Genomic DNA, 17,815 nt, shown 5'->3' on the forward strand with positions numbered 1-17,815 from the left:
ATGGATTTGCCTGCCGCGCCCATGACGTCACTTGCCGCCCAGACAGCACCGGCCCGACCCGGCTTCGCCCGCCGCGCGATCGCGACGCTCACCGCGACGGCGCTGTTGCTGACGAGCTGGCCTGCCGTGGGGCCGCTGTCGGCGCAGACCAAGGCCAAGGGTCCGCCCCTGCTGCGCGATACCGAAACCGAGCAATTGTTGCGCGACTATTCCCGGCCGATCCTGCGCGCTGCCGGGCTGGAGAAGCAGAACATCCAGGTCGTCATCATCAACGATCCGAGTTTCAACGCTTTCGTCGCCGACGGCCGGCGCATCTTCGTCAATTACGGTGCGCTCCTAAAATCGGAAACGCCCAACCAGATCATCGGCGTGCTCGCCCACGAGACGGGCCATCTCGCGGGCGGCCATCTTGCGAAAATGCGCCAGCAGATCGCGAACGCCCAAACCCAGATGATCGTCGCCATGCTGCTCGGCGTCGGCGCGGCGGTTGCGGGTGCAAGAGCGGGCGCAGGCGCCGGGGGCGCGGCCGCGATCGCCGCGCCGCAATCCATGATCATGCGCACGCTGCTGTCATACCAGCGCCAGCAGGAAGAAAGCGCCGACAAGGCCGGCGTCAAATTCCTCAACGCGACCGGACAATCCGCGAAGGGCATGTACGAGACGTTCAAGCGCTTCCAGAGCGAGAGCCTGTTCTCCGCTTACGGCGCGGATCCTTACATGCAGTCGCACCCGATGCCCGCCGAGCGCGTCGAGGCTCTCGAAGGACTCGCGAAGTCGAGTCCCTACTGGAGCAAGAAGGACGATCCGGCGCTTCAGCATCGCCACGATATGATGCGCGCGAAGGTCTCCGGCTTCATGGAGCGCGCCGAGACCGTGTACCGCCGCTATCCGATCTCCGACAACAGCCTGCCTGCCCGCTACGCCCGCGCCATCGCCACCTATCTCCACGGCGATCCGCGCAGCGCCATCGTCCAGATCGACGGACTGATCAAGGTCGAGCCTGCCAACCCGTATTTTTACGAACTCAAGGGACAGGCGCTGCTTGAGGGAGGCCGTCCCACGGAGGCCATCGCGCCCCTTCGCAAGGCGGTCCAACTGTCGCATCAGGCGCCGCTCATTGAGATGTTACTTGGTCAGGCGCTGGTGGCGTCGGATAATAAGGCCTACGCAAACGAGGCCATTTCGATTCTCAAGGCTGCGCTGGCGCGCGAACCCGAAGCCCCTCTCGGCTACACCCAGATTGCCATGGCCTATGGCCGCAAGGGCGATCTTGCCGACGCCGATCTCGCCTCAGCGAATGCCGCCTATCTGCGCGGCGACCACAAGACCGCGCGCGACCTCGCCTCGCGCGCCAAGACCCGTTTTCCGATCGGCTCGCCCGGATGGGTTCGCGCCGACGACATCGTCAATACGAAACCGATCAAGAACTGATGCCGCCTGACCGGCCCAAAGGAGTCTCCATGCCGTTCTTTCGCTCGCTCACACCATTCGCTCTCGCGCTTGCCGTGAGCCTACCCATCGCCGCGTCGGCGCAGTCGTTCACCGACGCGCAACGCAAGGACATCGAGACGGTGGTCAGGGATTATCTGATCGCGCATCCCGAAGTGCTGGAAGAAGCCTCCGCCGAACTCGGCCGCCGCCAGGCCGCCGCCGAAGTCACCAAGCAGAAGGCCGCTGTCGAGAAGCACGCCGACGCTCTGTTCAACTCCCCCAACGGCGTGGTGCTCGGCAATCCGAAGGGCGACGTCAATTTCGTCGAGTTCTTCGATTACAATTGCGGCTACTGCAAGCGCGCGATGAGCGACATGCTCGACCTCATCAAGTTCGATCCGAAGCTGCGCGTCACGCTGAAGGAATTTCCGGTGCTCAGCCCCGGCTCGGTCGAAGCCGCGCGCGTCGCGATCGCCGTGCACATGCAGGACCCGTCGGGCCAGAAATATCTCGCCTTCCACCAGAAGCTGCTGGGCGGCCACGGACAGGCCGACAAGGCCCGTGCGCTCGCTGTCGCCAAGGAAGCCGGAGTCGACATGGCCCGGCTCGAGAAGGACCTGACCAGCCCGCAGATCAACGAGACCCTGAAGGAGAACTTCAAGATCGCCGAGGACATGGGCCTCACCGGCACGCCGAGCTACGTGATCGGCAAGGATGTCGTGGTCGGCGCGGTCGGGCTCTCCGACCTCACCAAGAAGGTCGCGCTGGCCCGCTGCGGCAAGGAAAGCTGCTGACCGTCATTCCATTCTGCATTCAAAAGCCCGCGCCTGCTGCCGGCGCGGGCTTTTTGTCAGGTTCGCGCGTGTCGGACCTTGGACATTGGTTAATCAAAGATTTGCATGGTTTTTCCGGGGTTTTCCCCGCACCGGCGGGAACCCGCCTATCCCCAAGGCGCGGCGGAAAGGCTTCCCTCGCGGGTTAAGATTACCTATAACCCCCGGCAGCGCTTCGCTTTTTGGCGCATCTCGCGATTTCAGGGATCGGCATTCGGATGACCAGGACGATTTACGTGCTCAACGGCCCGAACCTGAACCTTCTGGGCACGCGAGAACCTGAAATCTACGGTCATCATACCCTCGCCGATGTCGAGAAGCTGTGCCGCGACACCGCCAGCCGCTTCGGCGCGGAAGCCGTCTGCCGCCAGACCAACCGCGAAGGTGAAATCGTCGATCTCATCCAGGAGGCCGCGGCCAAGAAAGCCGTTGGCATCATCATCAATGCGGGCGGCTATTCGCATACCTCGATTGCCATCCATGACGCCCTCGTTGGCGTCCAAATCCCGACGGTTGAAGTTCACGTCTCGAACGTCTATGCACGCGAGCGTTTCCGTCACCAATCTTTCATCGCAAAGGCAGCTTTCGCGAGTCTGTGCGGGTTCGGCATCGAGGGCTACAGGCTCGCGATCCAGGGCCTCGCCGCCCGGATCGGTCTTTCGGCGAAAACCTGATCGATCACTGTCCCCCGCGCAATTCTGGAATCCGACATGGCCCGTGAGCCGCAAGATAAAACCACCCCCGGCAAAACCGACGAGCGCGATCTCATTCGCGATCTCGCGGCGCTGCTGGATGAATCCAATCTGACCGAAATCGAAGTCGAGCGCTCGGGCCTTCGCGTCCGCATCGCACGCAACATCACGGTCGCGGCGAGTGTTCCGGTTGCGCCCGTTGTCGCGGCCGCGCCGGTCGCCGCAGCCGCCGCCCCGGCAGCCACCGGCGCCGCGATCCTCGACGTCGCCAAGCATCCCGGCATGGTCCCCTCACCGATGGTCGGTACCGCCTATCTCGCGTCGGAACCCGGCGCGAAACCCTTCGTCGAGGTGGGCACCAAGGTGAAGGCCGGCGACACGCTGCTGATCGTCGAGGCGATGAAGACGATGAACCAGATTCCGTCGCCACGCACCGGCACGGTCACGCAGGTTCTTGTCGAAGACGGCCAGCCGATCGAATTCGGCGAGCCGCTCGTCATCATTGAATAAACCCACGGCCTCCAAGGGGCCGCCAAGGCAGGCACGATGTTCGACAAGATTCTGATTGCCAATCGTGGCGAAATCGCCCTGCGTGTGCTGCGTGCGTGCAAGGAGCTCGGCATCGCGACGGTCGCCGTGCACTCCACTGCCGACGCCAACGCCATGCATGTGCGCCTCGCCGACGAGAGCGTCTGCATCGGCCCACCCGCCGCCAAGGACAGCTATCTCAACATCCCCGCGCTGCTCGCCGCCTGCGAAATCACCGGCGCCGAAGCCGTGCATCCCGGTTACGGCTTTCTGTCGGAAAATGCACGCTTCGCGGAAATTCTCGCCGAACACGATCTCGACTTCATCGGACCGAAGGCCGAGCACATCCGCACCATGGGCGACAAGATCGAGGCGAAGAAAACCGCCAAGCGCCTCGGCATTCCGGTCGTTCCAGGTTCCGACGGCAGCGTCAGCCCGGGCGACGACGCCATGGCGATCGCCAAAAAGATCGGCTTCCCGGTTCTGGTGAAAGCAGCCGCTGGCGGCGGCGGGCGCGGCATGAAAGTCGCGCAGACCGAAGCCGATTTGATGCTGGCGCTGTCCACGGCGAGCAACGAGGCCAAGGCCGCTTTCGGCGACGGCTCGGTCTATCTCGAGAAATATCTCGGCAAGCCGCGCCATATCGAAATCCAGATTCTGGGCGACGGCCGCGGCGGCGCGATCCATCTCGGCGAACGCGACTGCTCGTTGCAGCGCCGCCATCAGAAGGTCTGGGAGGAAAGCCCCTCGCCGATCATTTCGCCCGAAGCGCGCGCGCGCATCGGCGAGGTCTGCGCGAAGGCGATGCGCGAGATGAAATATCTCGGCGTCGGCACCATCGAGTTCCTCTACGAGGACGGCGAATTCTACTTCATCGAAATGAACACCCGCATCCAGGTCGAGCATCCGGTCACCGAAATGATCACCGGCATCGATCTCGTGCTGGAGCAAATCCGGGTCGCGGCGGGCGGCGACCTGCCCTGCACGCAGAAGGATGTCGCCATCAACGGCCACGCCATCGAGTGCCGCATCAATGCGGAGAACCCGGTGACCTTCCGCCCCTCGCCGGGCAAGATCACCCAGTTCCATCCGCCCGGCGGCCTCGGCGTGCGGATCGATTCAGCAGTCTATCAGGGCTATGTCATTCCGCCCTATTACGACTCTCTGGTCGGCAAGCTGATCGTCCATGGCAAAACCCGCGGCGAATGCCTGATGCGGCTGCGCCGTGCACTGGATGAAATCGTCATCGATGGCGTCGAAACCACACTGCCGCTGTTCCGGGCACTCGCCCGCGAGCCCAGCATCATCGACGGCGACTATCACATCCACTGGCTCGAACAATATCTTGCCAGCGGAGATACAAAGCCCCATTAAAAGAACGGCACCCCCGCCTCGTCCTGCCAACCAGCGGAGCCAGCCGGATTGACGAACGTGACCGAGAGGCTGTCGTGACTTCGGAAGCCGCGCGCCTTCGTACGATGTGGCAGATTGGCCTTTTGACGGCCGGCTTTCTCATACTCGTCGCAATCAGTGCCGCCTCGCTTTATCTCGGCCATCGCGCCCGCACCGACTCATTGTGGGTGACGCATACGATCGAGGTCGAAGGCCAGATCGGCATCGTCCAGCTCCAGCTCCAGCGCGCCGAAAGCGCCCTGCGTGGCTTCCTCCTGACCCAGGACAAGAGCTACCGGTCCGACTTCGAGCAGGCCGAAGCGCTGATCACTCCATCGATTTCCCGGTTGCGGGAATTAACACAGGATAATCCCGTCGAACAAAGCAACATTGCGACACTTGAAAAGCTGGTAAAGCAGCGGCTTCAATTCTTCCACACCGTCATCCCAGAGATTGATTCCGGCCGGATCGACCAAGCCCGAACGGCCCTGATGAAATCCTCGCAGGGCGATGAAATGAGCCACCTGCTGGATGTTGCGCGTGACATGCGTGCGGAGGAAAATCGCCTGTTCGAGCTTCGCACCGATGCAGCGGATCGCAGCCAGTCGCTGAATGTGATGGTCACGATCATCGGCAGCGGCTTCATCATTCTGTTCGCGGTCCTTTCCATTCTGCTGCTTCGCACGTCGGCGCGTGCGCGCAACGATGCCGAGGCACGACTGCGGGACATCAATCTTAATCTCGAATCCACCGTGGATGAGCGCACCGGCGATCTGCGCGAGGCCAATCAGGAAATCCAGCGCTTTGCTTATATCGTCAGCCACGACCTGCGCTCGCCACTCGTCAACATCATGGGTTTCACCAGCGAACTGGAAGAATTGCGCGGAGACATTTTCAACCGCATCGCCCGCTATAGCCGCGCCGCGGCCGGCGCACCGCCTCAGGCCGTCTCGGAAGGAGGCGCCGACGAACTCGTTCTCGCGCCTGAAGATCACAAGCTGTCGGAGGATTTTTCGGAGGCGCTTGGGTTCATCAAATCGTCGATCGGGAAAATGGATCGCCTCATCAGCGCGATCCTCAAGCTCACGCGCGAGGGACGGCGGGAGTTCAACCCTGTCCATGTGGACATGCGCGCGCTGATTCAGGAAATCGCCAACAGCATGACCCACCAGACCACCGAGGCTCAGGCGCAGATCAATATCGATCCCCTGCCCAATCTGGTCAGCGACCGTCTTGCGCTCGAGCAGATCTTCTCCAATTTGATTGAAAATGCGCTGAAGTATCTGCGGAACGATGTTCCCGGCGAAATCAGCATCCGTGGCCGCACCAAGCTGGGCTTTGTGGTATACGACGTCATCGACAACGGGCGGGGTATCGATCCCAATGATCACGATCGTATTTTCGACCTGTTTCGCCGCGCGGGCATGCAGGACAAGCCCGGCCAAGGCATCGGCCTCGCGCATGTGAGAGCCCTGGTCCGCCGGCTCGGCGGTTCCATTACGGTCTCGTCCGAACTCGACAAGGGCAGCACGTTTACGATAGCGCTGCCCGCACAGTGGAATTTATCAAGGCAAGGGAAGTCGTATGGGTAATCCTGTCAAAATCGTGATGATCGAGGACGACGAGGGACACGCCCGCCTGATCGAGCGGAATATCCGCCGTTCCGGCGTCAATAACGACATCATCCCCTTCACCACCGGCACCGAGGCCGTCAACTATCTGTTCGGCGCGGACGGAACCGCCGACCAGCACAAGGGACAGGCGCTTCTGATCCTGCTCGACCTCAATCTGCCGGACATGACCGGCATCGACATCCTCAGGCGCGTCAAGGACAACGCAACGCTGAAGTCCGCGCCCGTCGTCGTGCTCACCACCACCGACGACGCGCAGGAGATCAAGCGCTGCTACGAACTCGGCTGCAACGTCTACATCACCAAGCCCGTCAATTACGAAAACTTCGCCAACGCCATTCGTCAGCTCGGCCTGTTCTTTTCCGTGATACAGGTGCCGCCGGTCAAAGCATGACGCCCCCCAAACCGCGATTGCTGTATATCGACGACGATCCGGGCCTTGCCCGGCTCGTCCAGCGTGGACTGGAACGCCATGGCATCGACGTCGATCACGCGCTCGATGGAGCAAGCGGAATCGCGCGCCTGAAAAGCGGCGGCATCGACGTCGTCGCGCTCGACCAGCACATGCCCGGCCTCGACGGCCTCGATACGCTCGAGCAAATCTACCGGCTGCCGATGGCGACACCGCCGATCGTTTTCGTCACCGCCTCGGAAGACAGTCAGGTCGCCATCACCGCGCTGAAGGCCGGCGCCATCGATTATATCGTCAAGGACACCAAGGGCGATTTCGTTCCCCTGCTTCATGCGGCCGTCACCGGCGCACTGGAAACCGCGCGCCTGCGCAAGGCCCGCGAGGAAGCCGAGGCCGAGGTCCACGCCTCACGCGACCGCTATGCGGCACTTGCGGCCGAACGCGAGATGTTGCTGCGCGAGGTCAACCACCGCGTCGGCAACTCCCTTCAGATCATCGCTTCGCTGCTGCATCTTCAGGCGTCGTCGAGCAGCGACGAACACGTCAAGGCCGCGCTCACCAATGCGATGGGCCGTGTCGCAGCGGTCGCGCAAGTTCATCGCCGCCTTTACACGTCGCACGACCTCAAGAGCGTCATGCTGAACCAGTATCTCGAAGCCCTGCTGGAGGATCTGCGCCGTTCCGCCGAAGGCAACCGCATGTCGCGCCTGACGCTGAAAGCCGATCCCGTCGAGATCGATCCGGACCGCGCGGTCGGCATCGGCATCATCGTCAACGAACTGGTGATGAACGCCGTCAAATACGCTTACCCCGACGGCGCAGGCCCGATCCATGTCGATCTGCACAATCGCGCGAAGAACATCGAACTCGTGATCTCCGACGAAGGTGTCGGCTTTCAGGCCAAGCAGGACCCCCGCTCCACCGGCATGGGCCAGCGCATCGTCAGCGCCATGGCCATCAAGCTCGATGCGAGCGTGGAACGCGATCCCTCGCATTCCGGCACGCGGATCGTGATCAATTTCAGCCCCTCCGGCAAAACGCCCCCCGCCGCACACGCCTGACGGCGGCGGCATCTTCCGCTACAATGAGCCCATGAGCTCGCGCGACACCGCAACGTCCGAAATCACGCCCGAGGTGTTGTTGCGGGCCTATGCCTGCGGCATCTTTCCGATGGCGGAAAGCGCCGACGATCCGAGCCTGTTCTGGGTGGAGCCGGAACAGCGCGGCATCTTTCCGCTCGATGGCCTGCATATTTCCTCTCGCCTCGCACGCACCGTGCGCTCGGACCGCTACCGCGTCACGGTCAATGCCGCTTTCGAGCGCGTCATCGGCGAATGCGCGGCTCCCCAGCCCGGGCGCGAGGACACATGGATCAACCACCGCATCCGCAAGCTCTACGGCGCGCTGCATGGGATCGGCCACTGCCACAGCATCGAGGCATGGGACGGCGACGAGCTTGCGGGCGGGCTGTATGGCGTGTCGCTCGGCGGCGCATTCTTCGGCGAGAGCATGTTCCACCGCAGCCGCGACGCTTCCAAGGTGGCGCTGGTTCATCTCGCCGCGCGCCTGATCGCGGGCGGCTTCGGGCTGCTCGATACGCAATTCGTCACCGAACATCTGCGTAGCCTTGGCGCCGTCGAGATATCCCGCCGCAAATATCGTTCGCTGCTCGACCACGCCATTCAATTGCCGGGAGATTTTTTCGCACTGCCTGCCGATCGCCCTGTGAATGGCGCGGATGCACTCGCGATCGTGCGCGGGACAGGCGGCCAGACGTAACTCTGCGCTGTTAGGTAAGCCTAACGGAAAGCACCGGGCGGCGGCGGCAGCATTTGGCGCTGCTGCACAGGTTGCTGAGCTGGCGGCTGAGGCCGCGGCTGGCGCTTCGGCTGCTGCTGTTGCACAGGCGGCGGAGGCTTCACCGGCTCGTTCTGCGCCGTTACCGGCTGCTCAGGGCCCTTACAATCCGTCAGCCAGACGTCATAGATGGGATGTTCGACCGCATGCAGGCCGGGGCTCGCCGCGAACATCCAGCCGGAGAAGATCCGCTTCACTTCATTCTGGAGCGTGATCTCATCGACCTCGACGAACGCGTCGGTGTTCGCCGCCTCTGTCGCGGGGCGCGTGTAGCAGGCATCGGTCTTCACCCGCAGCGCGCCGAACTGAACGGTTTCGCCGATATCTTCATCGAAGGTGATGATGCGGCCGGTGATCTTGTCGAGACCGGAGAACACCGCCTTCCTGTTCGGAATCTTCACGGCGGGCGGCTCGGTCACGATCTCGTCGCCGGGCTGCAACGTCGCCGGAGATTGCTGCGGATTGCCGCGCGGCTGCTTCTGGCCCGGTGGCAGGCCGGGCAGCGGATTGGCTGCCGGCGGATTGGCCGCGACACCCGGATGCTGTTGCTGCGGAGGGACCGCCGCGCTGCCCGGCGGCGGCGCCAGTGGCTGGGATTGCACGGCGCCCGGCAAGGGCGCGGCCTGCCCTCGCGGCAATGGCCGGGACTGCTGCGGCGCGGGCAACAGGCGGCCCTGCGGAATTTCGGGCACTTCTTCTTCGTCGGGGTCCTGTGAAGGATCGCCGCGCTGGATTCCGGCGGGAGGACGCAATGGCTGATCGGAAAAGATATTGCCGATCTGCGCGCGCGCGGACGGCAAGGCGAGCGGCGGCACCGCGATCAATGTCGCAAACAAAATCGTGGCGGCGGTTCGGGACATTGCGCGCTCTGCTTAAGCGATTCGAACTCGCGACATTCTACGGAAACCGCACGGCGCGAGGCCATCGGTTAACACGGGCATTGCGGCAGCGAAAGGGCGCGCGCCCGCTCGTCTTTCAGCTACCCGGCGTCCAGGCCTGATAGTCGCCGGTCGCCTTGGGACGCTGGCCGCTTGCCAGAGTCGAACCCGACGGACGATAGGCCGCCGGCGTGCCGGTCAGGTTCGGGCGGTGCGGTTTCTGCCATTCGCGCGGCGTGTAATGTTCCTCGGTCGGCGGCACATCGACGGTGTGATGCAGCCAGCCATGCCAGTCCGGCGAAACCTTGGTGGCTTCGGCATAGCCGTCATAGATCACCCACCGCCGCTCGATTCCGAGAGTCGGATCGATCTTGCCGCCCCTGGTGCGGTAATAGCGGTTGCCCATCTCGTCGGTGCCGACCAGTTCACCAAATCGCCAGGTCCAAAGCTGGGTCCCGAACGTGAATCCGTTCCACCAGGTAAAAATCCTCAAGAAAAACAGCTTCATGGGAGAATCCGTGCGATCGGGGAGTCTTGCGCGCGCCCTTGATGCCACCCGCCTCTGCCCTTGTCCAGATGCAGCTTCGGATACCGCTTCCGGCTTGGGCAAGGTACGGAAAGGTAGGGCATTTTGTCATGGAACTTTGCCACAGAAGCGCCGAAAACCCTCCCGACATTTCGGGAACTTCATGGAACGCGTCCTTATCCCGCGCGTTAGAATATGGCGAACATCGCCCGACAGGGATTTTTTGGAGTTACAGAATGAGCAATTTGACCAAGGGTATCGCAGTTGCCGCTATTGCGTTGGCGCTGCCGTTGACCATGGGTTCCAGTGCGAATGCCGCGCCGCTGATGGCGGGGTCGGCCCTGTCGGCCGCAAGCGGCGCAACCGCGTCCTCCAACCTCATCGACGTCCAGTGGCGTCGTCATGGCTATTACCGCCGTGGCGGCTATGGCTGGGGCGGCGTCGGCGCAGGTCTCGCGGCCGGTGCGCTGATCGGCGGTGCCATCGCGGCAAGCCAGGCTCCCTATTACTACGGTCCGGGTCCGGGCTATTACGCGCCCGCTCCTGCCTATGTGGAAGGCGACTCGGTATCGTACTGCATGCAGCGCTACAAATCCTACGACCCCCGCAGCGGCACGTTCCTCGGTTACGATGGCCTGCGCCATCCTTGCCCGTAAATCTTCATGTAACGGATGAAGAAAAGCGGCGTAGCAATACGCCGCTTTTTTTGTTGCCTTACGAACGCGCCGCGATGGCGACGCCTATGACCGTCAGCAGCAATGCGCCGATCTGGGGAATGCCGAGCGGCTCTCCAAGGGAGATCGCCGACGCCACCACGCCGGTGACCGGCACGATCAATGTCCCGATCGCGGCCGTCGAGGCCGGCAACCGCTCCAGCGCGGCAAACCAGCAGGCATAGCCGATCGCTCCCTGAAAAATGGTGCTGAATCCGAACAGCAACCAGCCAAGCGCCGACATCCCGCCGAAGTGTGGATGCTCGAACAGGATGCCGATCAGCGCCACGGGAAAGCAGCCAAGCCCGATCTGCCAGACCGCAGCCGGCAGCGGACGAATCGCGATGGGCCGCCGTTTGGCGAGAACCGCGCCGAGAGCGAACAGAAGGGCCGCTATCAGCGCGTAAGCGATTCCCGGTATCTTCTCCCAGGAGACGTTGATGCTGTCGCCGCCCATCAACAGCACGACGCCGCCGATCGCCATTGCAATGGCAATGACCCGCAGCACGGAAAGCCGTTCGCCAAGCATCGGCCACGCAAGACCCGCGGCCCACACTGGAATCGTGGCACCGAGAATCGCGGTTTCCGAAGCCGGCAGATGCACCAGCGACAGCCCCATCAGCCCCATCCAGAAGCCGACCATCAGCGCCGCATAAAGAACGAGCTTGCCCCATTCGCCACGCGGTGCGCGCAATGACTGCCCCTTCGCCAGAACGAAACCCGCAAGAATCAGCGCGCTGAACACCCCCGGCAGGCCACGGAGCGTCAACGGCGGCAGTTCATGCAGCAGATACTTGGCGACGGGCCAGTTGATGCCCCAGATAATGGTGGCGACGAACAGCAACGCGTAGCCGACGGCACGGTTTTCGTGCGGCGGTTGGGTCGAGGAAGTTGGAGGCGACACCGCAATCGGCTCGTCCGGCGCGCGTTGGTCCATCGGCTGCTCTCGGAGAATCTATACCCACAGTGATTGTGGAAGACGGGGAGAAAGCCACGCGGCGGCCCCACGGTCCACCCGAAAAGCGCCAGACTGGATGCATGGACGACGGCAGTTTCTGCATGTCTTCCAAGGCCGGGAACGGTGAGCAAGGAACCTGCCGAAAGGGGCATTTTCGCCTTTGGAATCGGGACGGACTCACCCATACTTTGCTGGCGGGACACACGGCCCAACGAGGCTGAACGCCACTGGCAATCCCCGTTTTCCACCATATTTAGTGTTTGATTCAGGATTGAGTACTAATTCTTGACGGGCGCGCGGGAGTCGTCCTAGCGTTCGGACTGTCGGGTGCGGAGTATTCGCGTTGGCGCCAGACCCTATCGCAACAAGCCAGCAGACAGCTCCGCCGTGCCGGGACAGGCCGCGGACAGAGGACTTGTCTGCGGTTTTTGAAGTCTAGCCCGCGAACACAACGCGGGCATGAACGGGTGGGTGGCGTTGGAGCCGGTCGGGCGCAGAACCTGACGACGCTCCGCAGAGTTAAACAGGCCGGGGCCGCATTCGGGCCAGATCATGGCCAAACGGCGAACCTTAGGTTCGCGAACTGAAATCTTCCGGCGCCGCGAGAATGCGGGCCTGCCGGACATTGAGACGGGGCATACGATGCGAATTCAACGCCGCTACACCAAGGTCGATCAGTCACCCTACGCCGAGATTTCCTTCCGGCTGACGACGAGCGAGATTCGCAATCCCGATGGCTCCGTGGTGTTCAAGCTCGACAATGTCGAGGTGCCGGAGTTCTGGTCGCAGGTCGCCTCCGATGTGCTGGCGCAGAAATATTTCCGCAAGGCCGGTGTCGCAGCGAAGTTGAAGAAGGTCGAGGAAGAAACCGTCCCCTCATGGCTGTGGCGCTCGGTGCCGGACACCGAGGCGCTCAAGGCCCTGCCCGAGTCCGAGCGCTTCATCGGCGAACTCACGGCAAAGCAAGTGTTCGATCGCCTCGCCGGTTGCTGGACCTATTGGGGCTGGAAGGGCGGCTACTTCACTTCCGAGGACGACGCGCACGCCTTCCATGACGAGCTGCGCTTCATGCTCGCAAAGCAGATGGTCGCGCCGAACTCGCCGCAATGGTTCAACACCGGCCTGCATTGGGCCTACGGCATCGACGGTCCCGGACAGGGCCACTATTACGTCGACTGGAAGACCGGCAAGCTGACCAAGTCGAAATCGTCGTACGAGCATCCGCAGCCGCACGCCTGCTTCATCCAGGGCATCGAGGACGATCTCGTCAACGAGGGCGGCATCATGGACCTGTGGGTGCGTGAAGCGCGCCTATTCAAATACGGCTCGGGCACCGGCTCGAACTTCTCGCGGCTGCGCGGCGAAGGCGAGAGACTGTCGGGCGGCGGCCGCTCGTCGGGCCTCATGAGCTTCCTCAAGATCGGCGACCGCGCGGCGGGCGCAATCAAGTCCGGGGGCACCACGCGCCGCGCGGCGAAGATGGTGGTGGTCGATGCCGATCATCCGGACATCGAAACCTATATCGACTGGAAGGTGCGCGAGGAGCAGAAGGTCGCGGCCCTCGTGACCGGCTCCAAGATCAACCAGAAGCACCTCAAGGCCATCATGAAGGCCTGCGTGAACTGCGAAGGCCCCGGCGACGACTGCTATCTGCCCGAGAAGAACCCCGCGCTGAAGCGCGAGATCAAGCTCGCCCGCCGCGCGCTCGTCACCGACAACATGATCAAACGCGTGATCCAGTTCGCGCGTCAGGGCTACACCGATATCCAGTTCGACACCTACGATACCGACTGGGATTCGGAAGCCTACCTCACGGTCTCCGGCCAGAACTCCAACAACTCGGTGTCGCTGAAGGACGACTTCCTGCGCGCGGTGGAGACCGATGGTTCGTGGAATCTGATCGGCCGCACCAACGGCAAGGTGACCAAGACGCTCAAGGCCCGCGATTTGTGGGAGAAGATCGGCTACGCCGCATGGGCCTCCGCCGATCCTGGCCTGCACTTCAACACCACGATGAACGACTGGCATACCTGCAAGGCGTCCGGCGACATCCGCGCGTCGAACCCGTGCTCGGAATACATGTTCCTCGACGATACGGCGTGCAACCTCGCCTCCGCGAACCTGCTGACGTTCTACGACACCCACACCCGCCGTTTTGACACCGACGCTTACGAGCATCTGTGCCGGTTGTGGACCGTCGTGCTCGAAATCTCCGTCATGATGGCGCAATTCCCGTCGAAGGCGATCGCGGAGCTGTCCTACGAATTCCGCACGCTCGGCCTCGGCTACGCCAACATCGGCGGCCTGTTGATGACCATGGGCCTGTCCTACGACTCCAAGGAGGGCCGCGCGCTGTGCGGCGCCCTCTCCGCGATCATGACCGGCACCGCCTACGCGACCTCCGCCGAAATGGCGGCCGAGCTTGGCACCTTCCCCGGCTACAAGAAGAACGCGAGCCACATGCTGCGCGTGATCCGCAACCATCGCCGCGCCGCGCATGGCGAAGCAGCCGGTTACGAGGCGCTCGCCGTCAACCCGGTGCCGCTCGACCATGCCTCCTGCCCGCAGGCGGACATCGTGGACCACGCCAGGGCGGTGTGGGACCGCGCACTGGAACTCGGCAAGGCCAACGGCTACCGCAACGCGCAGACCACGGTGGTGGCGCCGACCGGCACCATCGGCCTTGTGATGGATTGCGACACCACCGGCATCGAGCCCGACTTCGCGCTGGTGAAGTTCAAGAAGCTCGCGGGCGGCGGCTATTGGAAGATCATCAACCGCGCCGTGCCGGAAGCGCTGCGCGCGCTCGGCTATCGCGAGAGCGAGATCGCCGAGATCGAAGCCTACGCGGTGGGCCACGGCTCGCTGTCGAACGCGCCCGGCATCAACGCCTCCTCGCTCAAGACCAAGGGCTTCACCGATGAAGCGCTGGCGAAGGTCGAGAAGGCGCTGCCGACCGCCTTCGACATCAAGTTCGTGTTCAACAAGTGGACGCTGGGCGAGGATTTCATCCGCGACAGCCTGCACATCGCGCCCGAAGTGATGAACGCTCCCGGCTTCGATTTGCTCGCGGCACTCGGCTTCTCCAGACGCGACATCGAGGCCGCCAACGTCCACATCTGCGGCGCGATGACCGTGGAAGGCGCGCCGCATCTCAAGGACGAGCACTACGCGGTGTTCGACTGCGCCAACCCGTGCGGCAAGGTCGGCAAGCGTTATCTGTCGGTCGAGAGCCACATCCGCATGATGGCGGCGTCGCAGCCCTTCATCTCGGGTGCGATCTCCAAGACCATCAACATGCCGAACGACGCCACGGTGGACGACTGCAAGTCGGCGTACCTGCTATCGTGGAAGCTCGCGCTGAAAGCCAACGCGCTCTATCGCGACGGCTCGAAACTGTCGCAGCCGCTAAACTCGCAGCTCATCGCCGACGATGACGACGAGGACGATGCGATCGAGGCATTCCACGACAAGCCGATGGCCGCGCGCGCCACGCAGGTGGTGGAGAAGATCGTCGAACGCGTGGTCGAGCATGTCTCGCGCGAGCGCGAGAAGATGCCGGACCGCCGCAAGGGCTACACCCAGAAGGCCATCGTCGGCGGGCACAAGGTTTATCTGCGTACCGGCGAATATGACGACGGCCGCCTCGGCGAGATCTTCGTCGACATGCACAAGGAAGGCGCGGCTCTGCGCTCCTTCATCAACAACTTCGCCATTGCAGTTTCATTGGGCCTGCAATACGGCGTGCCGCTGGACGAGTATGTCGATGCGTTCACCTTCACCCGCTTCGAGCCCGCCGGCCCGGTGCAGGGCAACGACTCCATCAAATACGCGACCTCGATCCTCGACTACGTGTTCCGCGAACTCGCGGTGAGCTACCTGTCGCGCTACGACCTCGCCCATGTCGATCCGAGCGAGACGCAGTTCGACGCGCTCGGCAAGGGCGTGTCAGAGGGCAAGGCGCAGAGCGGCCCGAGCAAGTATCTCTCCAAGGGCCTCACCCGCTCCCGTTCCGACAACCTCGTTGTCATGCAGGGCGGCGCGAGCGCGGCCGTCACCGCGCATAATGACTCCGCCCCGGTCGGCGGATCGCGCGTCACCGCGATGGCCTCAGGTGCGGAAAGCGCCGCCGCGCTGAAGACGGCGGAGCCGGAGCGCGCATTGTCGCCGACAGAAAAGCTCGAGCAGCAGAACTGGAGCAAGGCAGGCACCGCGCAGGCCGCAGCCGCCCCCGCCACGTTGTCAAAAGCCGAGCGCCGCGCGGAAGCGAAAGCCCGCGGCTACGAAGGCGACATGTGCTCGGAGTGCTCCAACTTCACGCTGGTGCGCAACGGCACCTGCATGAAGTGCGATACGTGCGGAAGCACGACGGGGTGTTCGTGAGGGGTGCCCTTAAATTCTAGCAAGAAACATTAGCCCACCGATTCATCGATCGGTGGGCCTTTTCAATACAAGGGCATATTTTTGAGCGACGAATCCAATGAAAACTCTACGGGCTTATTTACTCAAATCGAAGACATAAAGATCGCTGATGTGAGTGATACTCGACTTGAGGGTTTCGAGTCCGAAGACGAATTTAACGCTCTTTCAGTCGAACTTCTTATCGAGGTTGGCTCATATATTTGTGTTGCCGGAAGTATTCTTCCCGGCCAGACGGGGCGTTGGAACAGAAATCAAGCCATCTTAGGCGGCCATCTAGTTCGACTCTACAAACTAATTTCCGCGCTTCTCGATCAAGTGTGCCAGCGGCGACGAGAAATCACTTTTATTATTGCTCGCCTTACCTTTGAATGCATCGTAAATCTTCGCTTTTTGATACGACATTCAAAAAATCCGGAGATTTTCGATTCTTATGTCGCTTATTCATTTAAACAGGAAAAGCGACTTCATAACAGAATCTCTGAGAATATAGAAAAGAGAGATGGAGACATCTTACCTGTCGAAAAGAGAATGCTCGCGTCAATCGCTCGCGCCGTAAATATGTCTGAGATGAATCTCGACAATTTATCGCCCTCAAAGCCAAAAGAATGGGGCAACAAAAATTTGTATCAACGCGCAGAAGAAATTGGGTTGCATAAAGTTTATTTGGGCACGTTCGGAGGGCCCTCGGCAGCCGTCCACGGTAATTGGATGGATTTGTTGGAAATGCACTTAGAAAGCGAAGACGAGACGGAGGGCTTTACACCAAGCTTAACTTGGACACATCCACGGCCACAAATAGCGGATACGACGGCGCTTCTCGCGGTGGATGCGGTCAAAGATTATTTTCAGCTGCTATTTGAAGAAGACAGTGAGTTCTTCGATGATCGTCTTGATGATTTATTCCATCGAATTCATAGGGCGATGGAAGCTCACGAGGCGTTCCTGATCAATTCTAAAGCGCTCTAATCTCCCGACTACGGATCTTCCTACGCCGCCTTCTTCACTTCTTGCACCACGCTCGGCGGAACAGGAAACAGCTTCGCCCTCACCAGCAGCCACACCGTCCCAATAAAGATCGCCCGATAATGGCATTGGCGACCGCGAATTTGCCGGCGGCGAGCCATTCATAGATGCCGCTCTCGCCGCGCATCACGAAGCTCAGAAGGCAAACGGGAAGCGCTGTCGCGGCGAAGGTGAAGGCCCGTTATGCAGAATGGTGTATTATCCCCAAGGGAGCTGACTGTAAATCAGCTGCCGCGTTTTCCTTACATCAAACAAAAAGCCCCGCTCTCGCGGGGCTTTCGCATTTTATGACCAATTCCCCCACCCGCTCGCAAAAATTTGTCGCGAAACAACTTGCGTTGAATCGTAACTTTAGTAAGTTCTAAAGTACATAACGCGCATGTGGCGCACCGTTTGCTTCCCGCCTGCAACACAGAAGTGTTCGCGAAGGCCGCTGAAAATGCGGCCTGCGTGTATCCTGACGATTCCGCTTTTTCTTTTCCGCCCGTCATGGGCGGATGTTCGCGCAGTCGAACATCA

Annotated in this window: 15 protein-coding genes; 12 read left to right on the forward strand and 3 right to left on the reverse strand. The window is 61.9% G+C overall.

The genetic code is table 11. The features are described 5' to 3' along the window. The first annotated feature begins 21 nt into the window (after positions 1 to 21). The 9 genes from AFIC_RS09230 (at position 22) to aat (ending at position 8,698) form a co-directional block, all read left to right on the forward strand. Positions 22 to 1,431, forward strand: a complete 1,410-nt coding sequence (locus AFIC_RS09230; RefSeq protein WP_275245945.1) for a M48 family metalloprotease — start codon at positions 22 to 24, stop codon at positions 1,429 to 1,431. Between the two features lie 29 nt (positions 1,432 to 1,460). Continuing rightward, positions 1,461 to 2,225: a DsbA family protein gene (locus tag AFIC_RS09235; protein WP_275245946.1), complete on the forward strand. Its 765-nt coding sequence runs from the start codon at positions 1,461 to 1,463 to the stop codon at positions 2,223 to 2,225. Between the two features lie 257 nt (positions 2,226 to 2,482). Next, positions 2,483 to 2,938 (forward strand): type II 3-dehydroquinate dehydratase, encoded by a 456-nt coding sequence (aroQ, locus tag AFIC_RS09240; RefSeq protein ID WP_275245947.1) that lies wholly within the window; start codon positions 2,483 to 2,485, stop codon positions 2,936 to 2,938. A gap of 36 nt (positions 2,939 to 2,974) precedes the next feature. Then, entirely contained in the window at positions 2,975 to 3,466 is a 492-nt protein-coding gene (gene accB / locus AFIC_RS09245; protein ID WP_275245948.1) for an acetyl-CoA carboxylase biotin carboxyl carrier protein, read from the forward strand. Positions 3,467 to 3,502: 36 nt separating this feature from the next. After that, a complete protein-coding gene (gene accC, locus AFIC_RS09250) occupies positions 3,503 to 4,858 on the forward strand; it encodes an acetyl-CoA carboxylase biotin carboxylase subunit (RefSeq protein WP_275245949.1) in 1,356 nt (451 codons plus the stop codon). A 74-nt stretch (positions 4,859 to 4,932) separates the two neighbouring features. Then, on the forward strand, positions 4,933 to 6,468 hold the full coding sequence (locus AFIC_RS09255; protein WP_275245950.1) for a sensor histidine kinase: 1,536 nt from the start codon (positions 4,933 to 4,935) through the stop codon (positions 6,466 to 6,468). Then, complete coding sequence (locus AFIC_RS09260; protein ID WP_275245951.1) at positions 6,461 to 6,901, forward strand: response regulator; 441 nt, start codon at positions 6,461 to 6,463, stop codon at positions 6,899 to 6,901. The genes AFIC_RS09255 and AFIC_RS09260 overlap by 8 nt, the downstream gene beginning before the upstream one ends. Further along, positions 6,898 to 7,980 carry a sensor histidine kinase gene (locus AFIC_RS09265; RefSeq protein ID WP_275245952.1) on the forward strand — a complete coding sequence of 361 codons (1,083 nt, stop codon included), beginning with the start codon at positions 6,898 to 6,900 and terminating at the stop codon, positions 7,978 to 7,980. Before AFIC_RS09260 ends, AFIC_RS09265 begins: the two co-directional genes overlap by 4 nt. A 31-nt stretch (positions 7,981 to 8,011) precedes the next feature. Beyond that, entirely contained in the window at positions 8,012 to 8,698 is a 687-nt protein-coding gene (aat, locus tag AFIC_RS09270; RefSeq protein WP_275245953.1) for a leucyl/phenylalanyl-tRNA--protein transferase, read from the forward strand. A gap of 20 nt (positions 8,699 to 8,718) precedes the next feature. Here the strand turns inward: aat and AFIC_RS09275 are convergent, their stop codons facing one another. Both AFIC_RS09275 and AFIC_RS09280 read right to left on the reverse strand, forming a co-directional pair. Further along, a complete protein-coding gene (locus AFIC_RS09275) occupies positions 8,719 to 9,636 on the reverse strand; it encodes a DUF2155 domain-containing protein (RefSeq protein ID WP_275245954.1) in 918 nt (305 codons plus the stop codon). 115 nt (positions 9,637 to 9,751) lie between these two features. Then, entirely contained in the window at positions 9,752 to 10,162 is a 411-nt protein-coding gene (locus AFIC_RS09280; protein ID WP_275245955.1) for an NADH:ubiquinone oxidoreductase subunit NDUFA12, read from the reverse strand. 254 nt (positions 10,163 to 10,416) lie between these two features. Here AFIC_RS09280 and AFIC_RS09285 point away from each other — a divergent pair, with 254 nt between their 5' ends. Then, positions 10,417 to 10,836: a BA14K family protein gene (locus AFIC_RS09285; RefSeq protein WP_275245956.1), complete on the forward strand. Its 420-nt coding sequence runs from the start codon at positions 10,417 to 10,419 to the stop codon at positions 10,834 to 10,836. 58 nt (positions 10,837 to 10,894) lie between these two features. On the opposite strand, the gene AFIC_RS09290 is transcribed toward AFIC_RS09285, so the two are convergent. Further along, the gene (locus AFIC_RS09290) at positions 10,895 to 11,830 is read right to left on the reverse strand and encodes a DMT family transporter (protein ID WP_275245957.1); all 936 of its coding nucleotides are present in this window, start codon (positions 11,828 to 11,830) and stop codon (positions 10,895 to 10,897) included. A 663-nt stretch (positions 11,831 to 12,493) separates the two neighbouring features. On the opposite strand from AFIC_RS09290, the gene AFIC_RS09295 reads away from it, so the two are divergent. Then, positions 12,494 to 16,234, forward strand: coding sequence for a vitamin B12-dependent ribonucleotide reductase (locus AFIC_RS09295; protein WP_275245958.1), 3,741 nt, complete (start codon positions 12,494 to 12,496; stop codon positions 16,232 to 16,234). Between the two features lie 81 nt (positions 16,235 to 16,315). Next, positions 16,316 to 17,239, forward strand: a complete 924-nt coding sequence (locus tag AFIC_RS09300) for a DUF5677 domain-containing protein (protein WP_275245959.1) — start codon at positions 16,316 to 16,318, stop codon at positions 17,237 to 17,239. Positions 17,240 to 17,815: the final 576 nt, after the last annotated feature.

The sequence above is a fragment of the [Pseudomonas] carboxydohydrogena genome (assembly GCF_029030725.1).
Lineage (GTDB): Bacteria > Pseudomonadota > Alphaproteobacteria > Rhizobiales > Xanthobacteraceae > Afipia > Afipia carboxydohydrogena.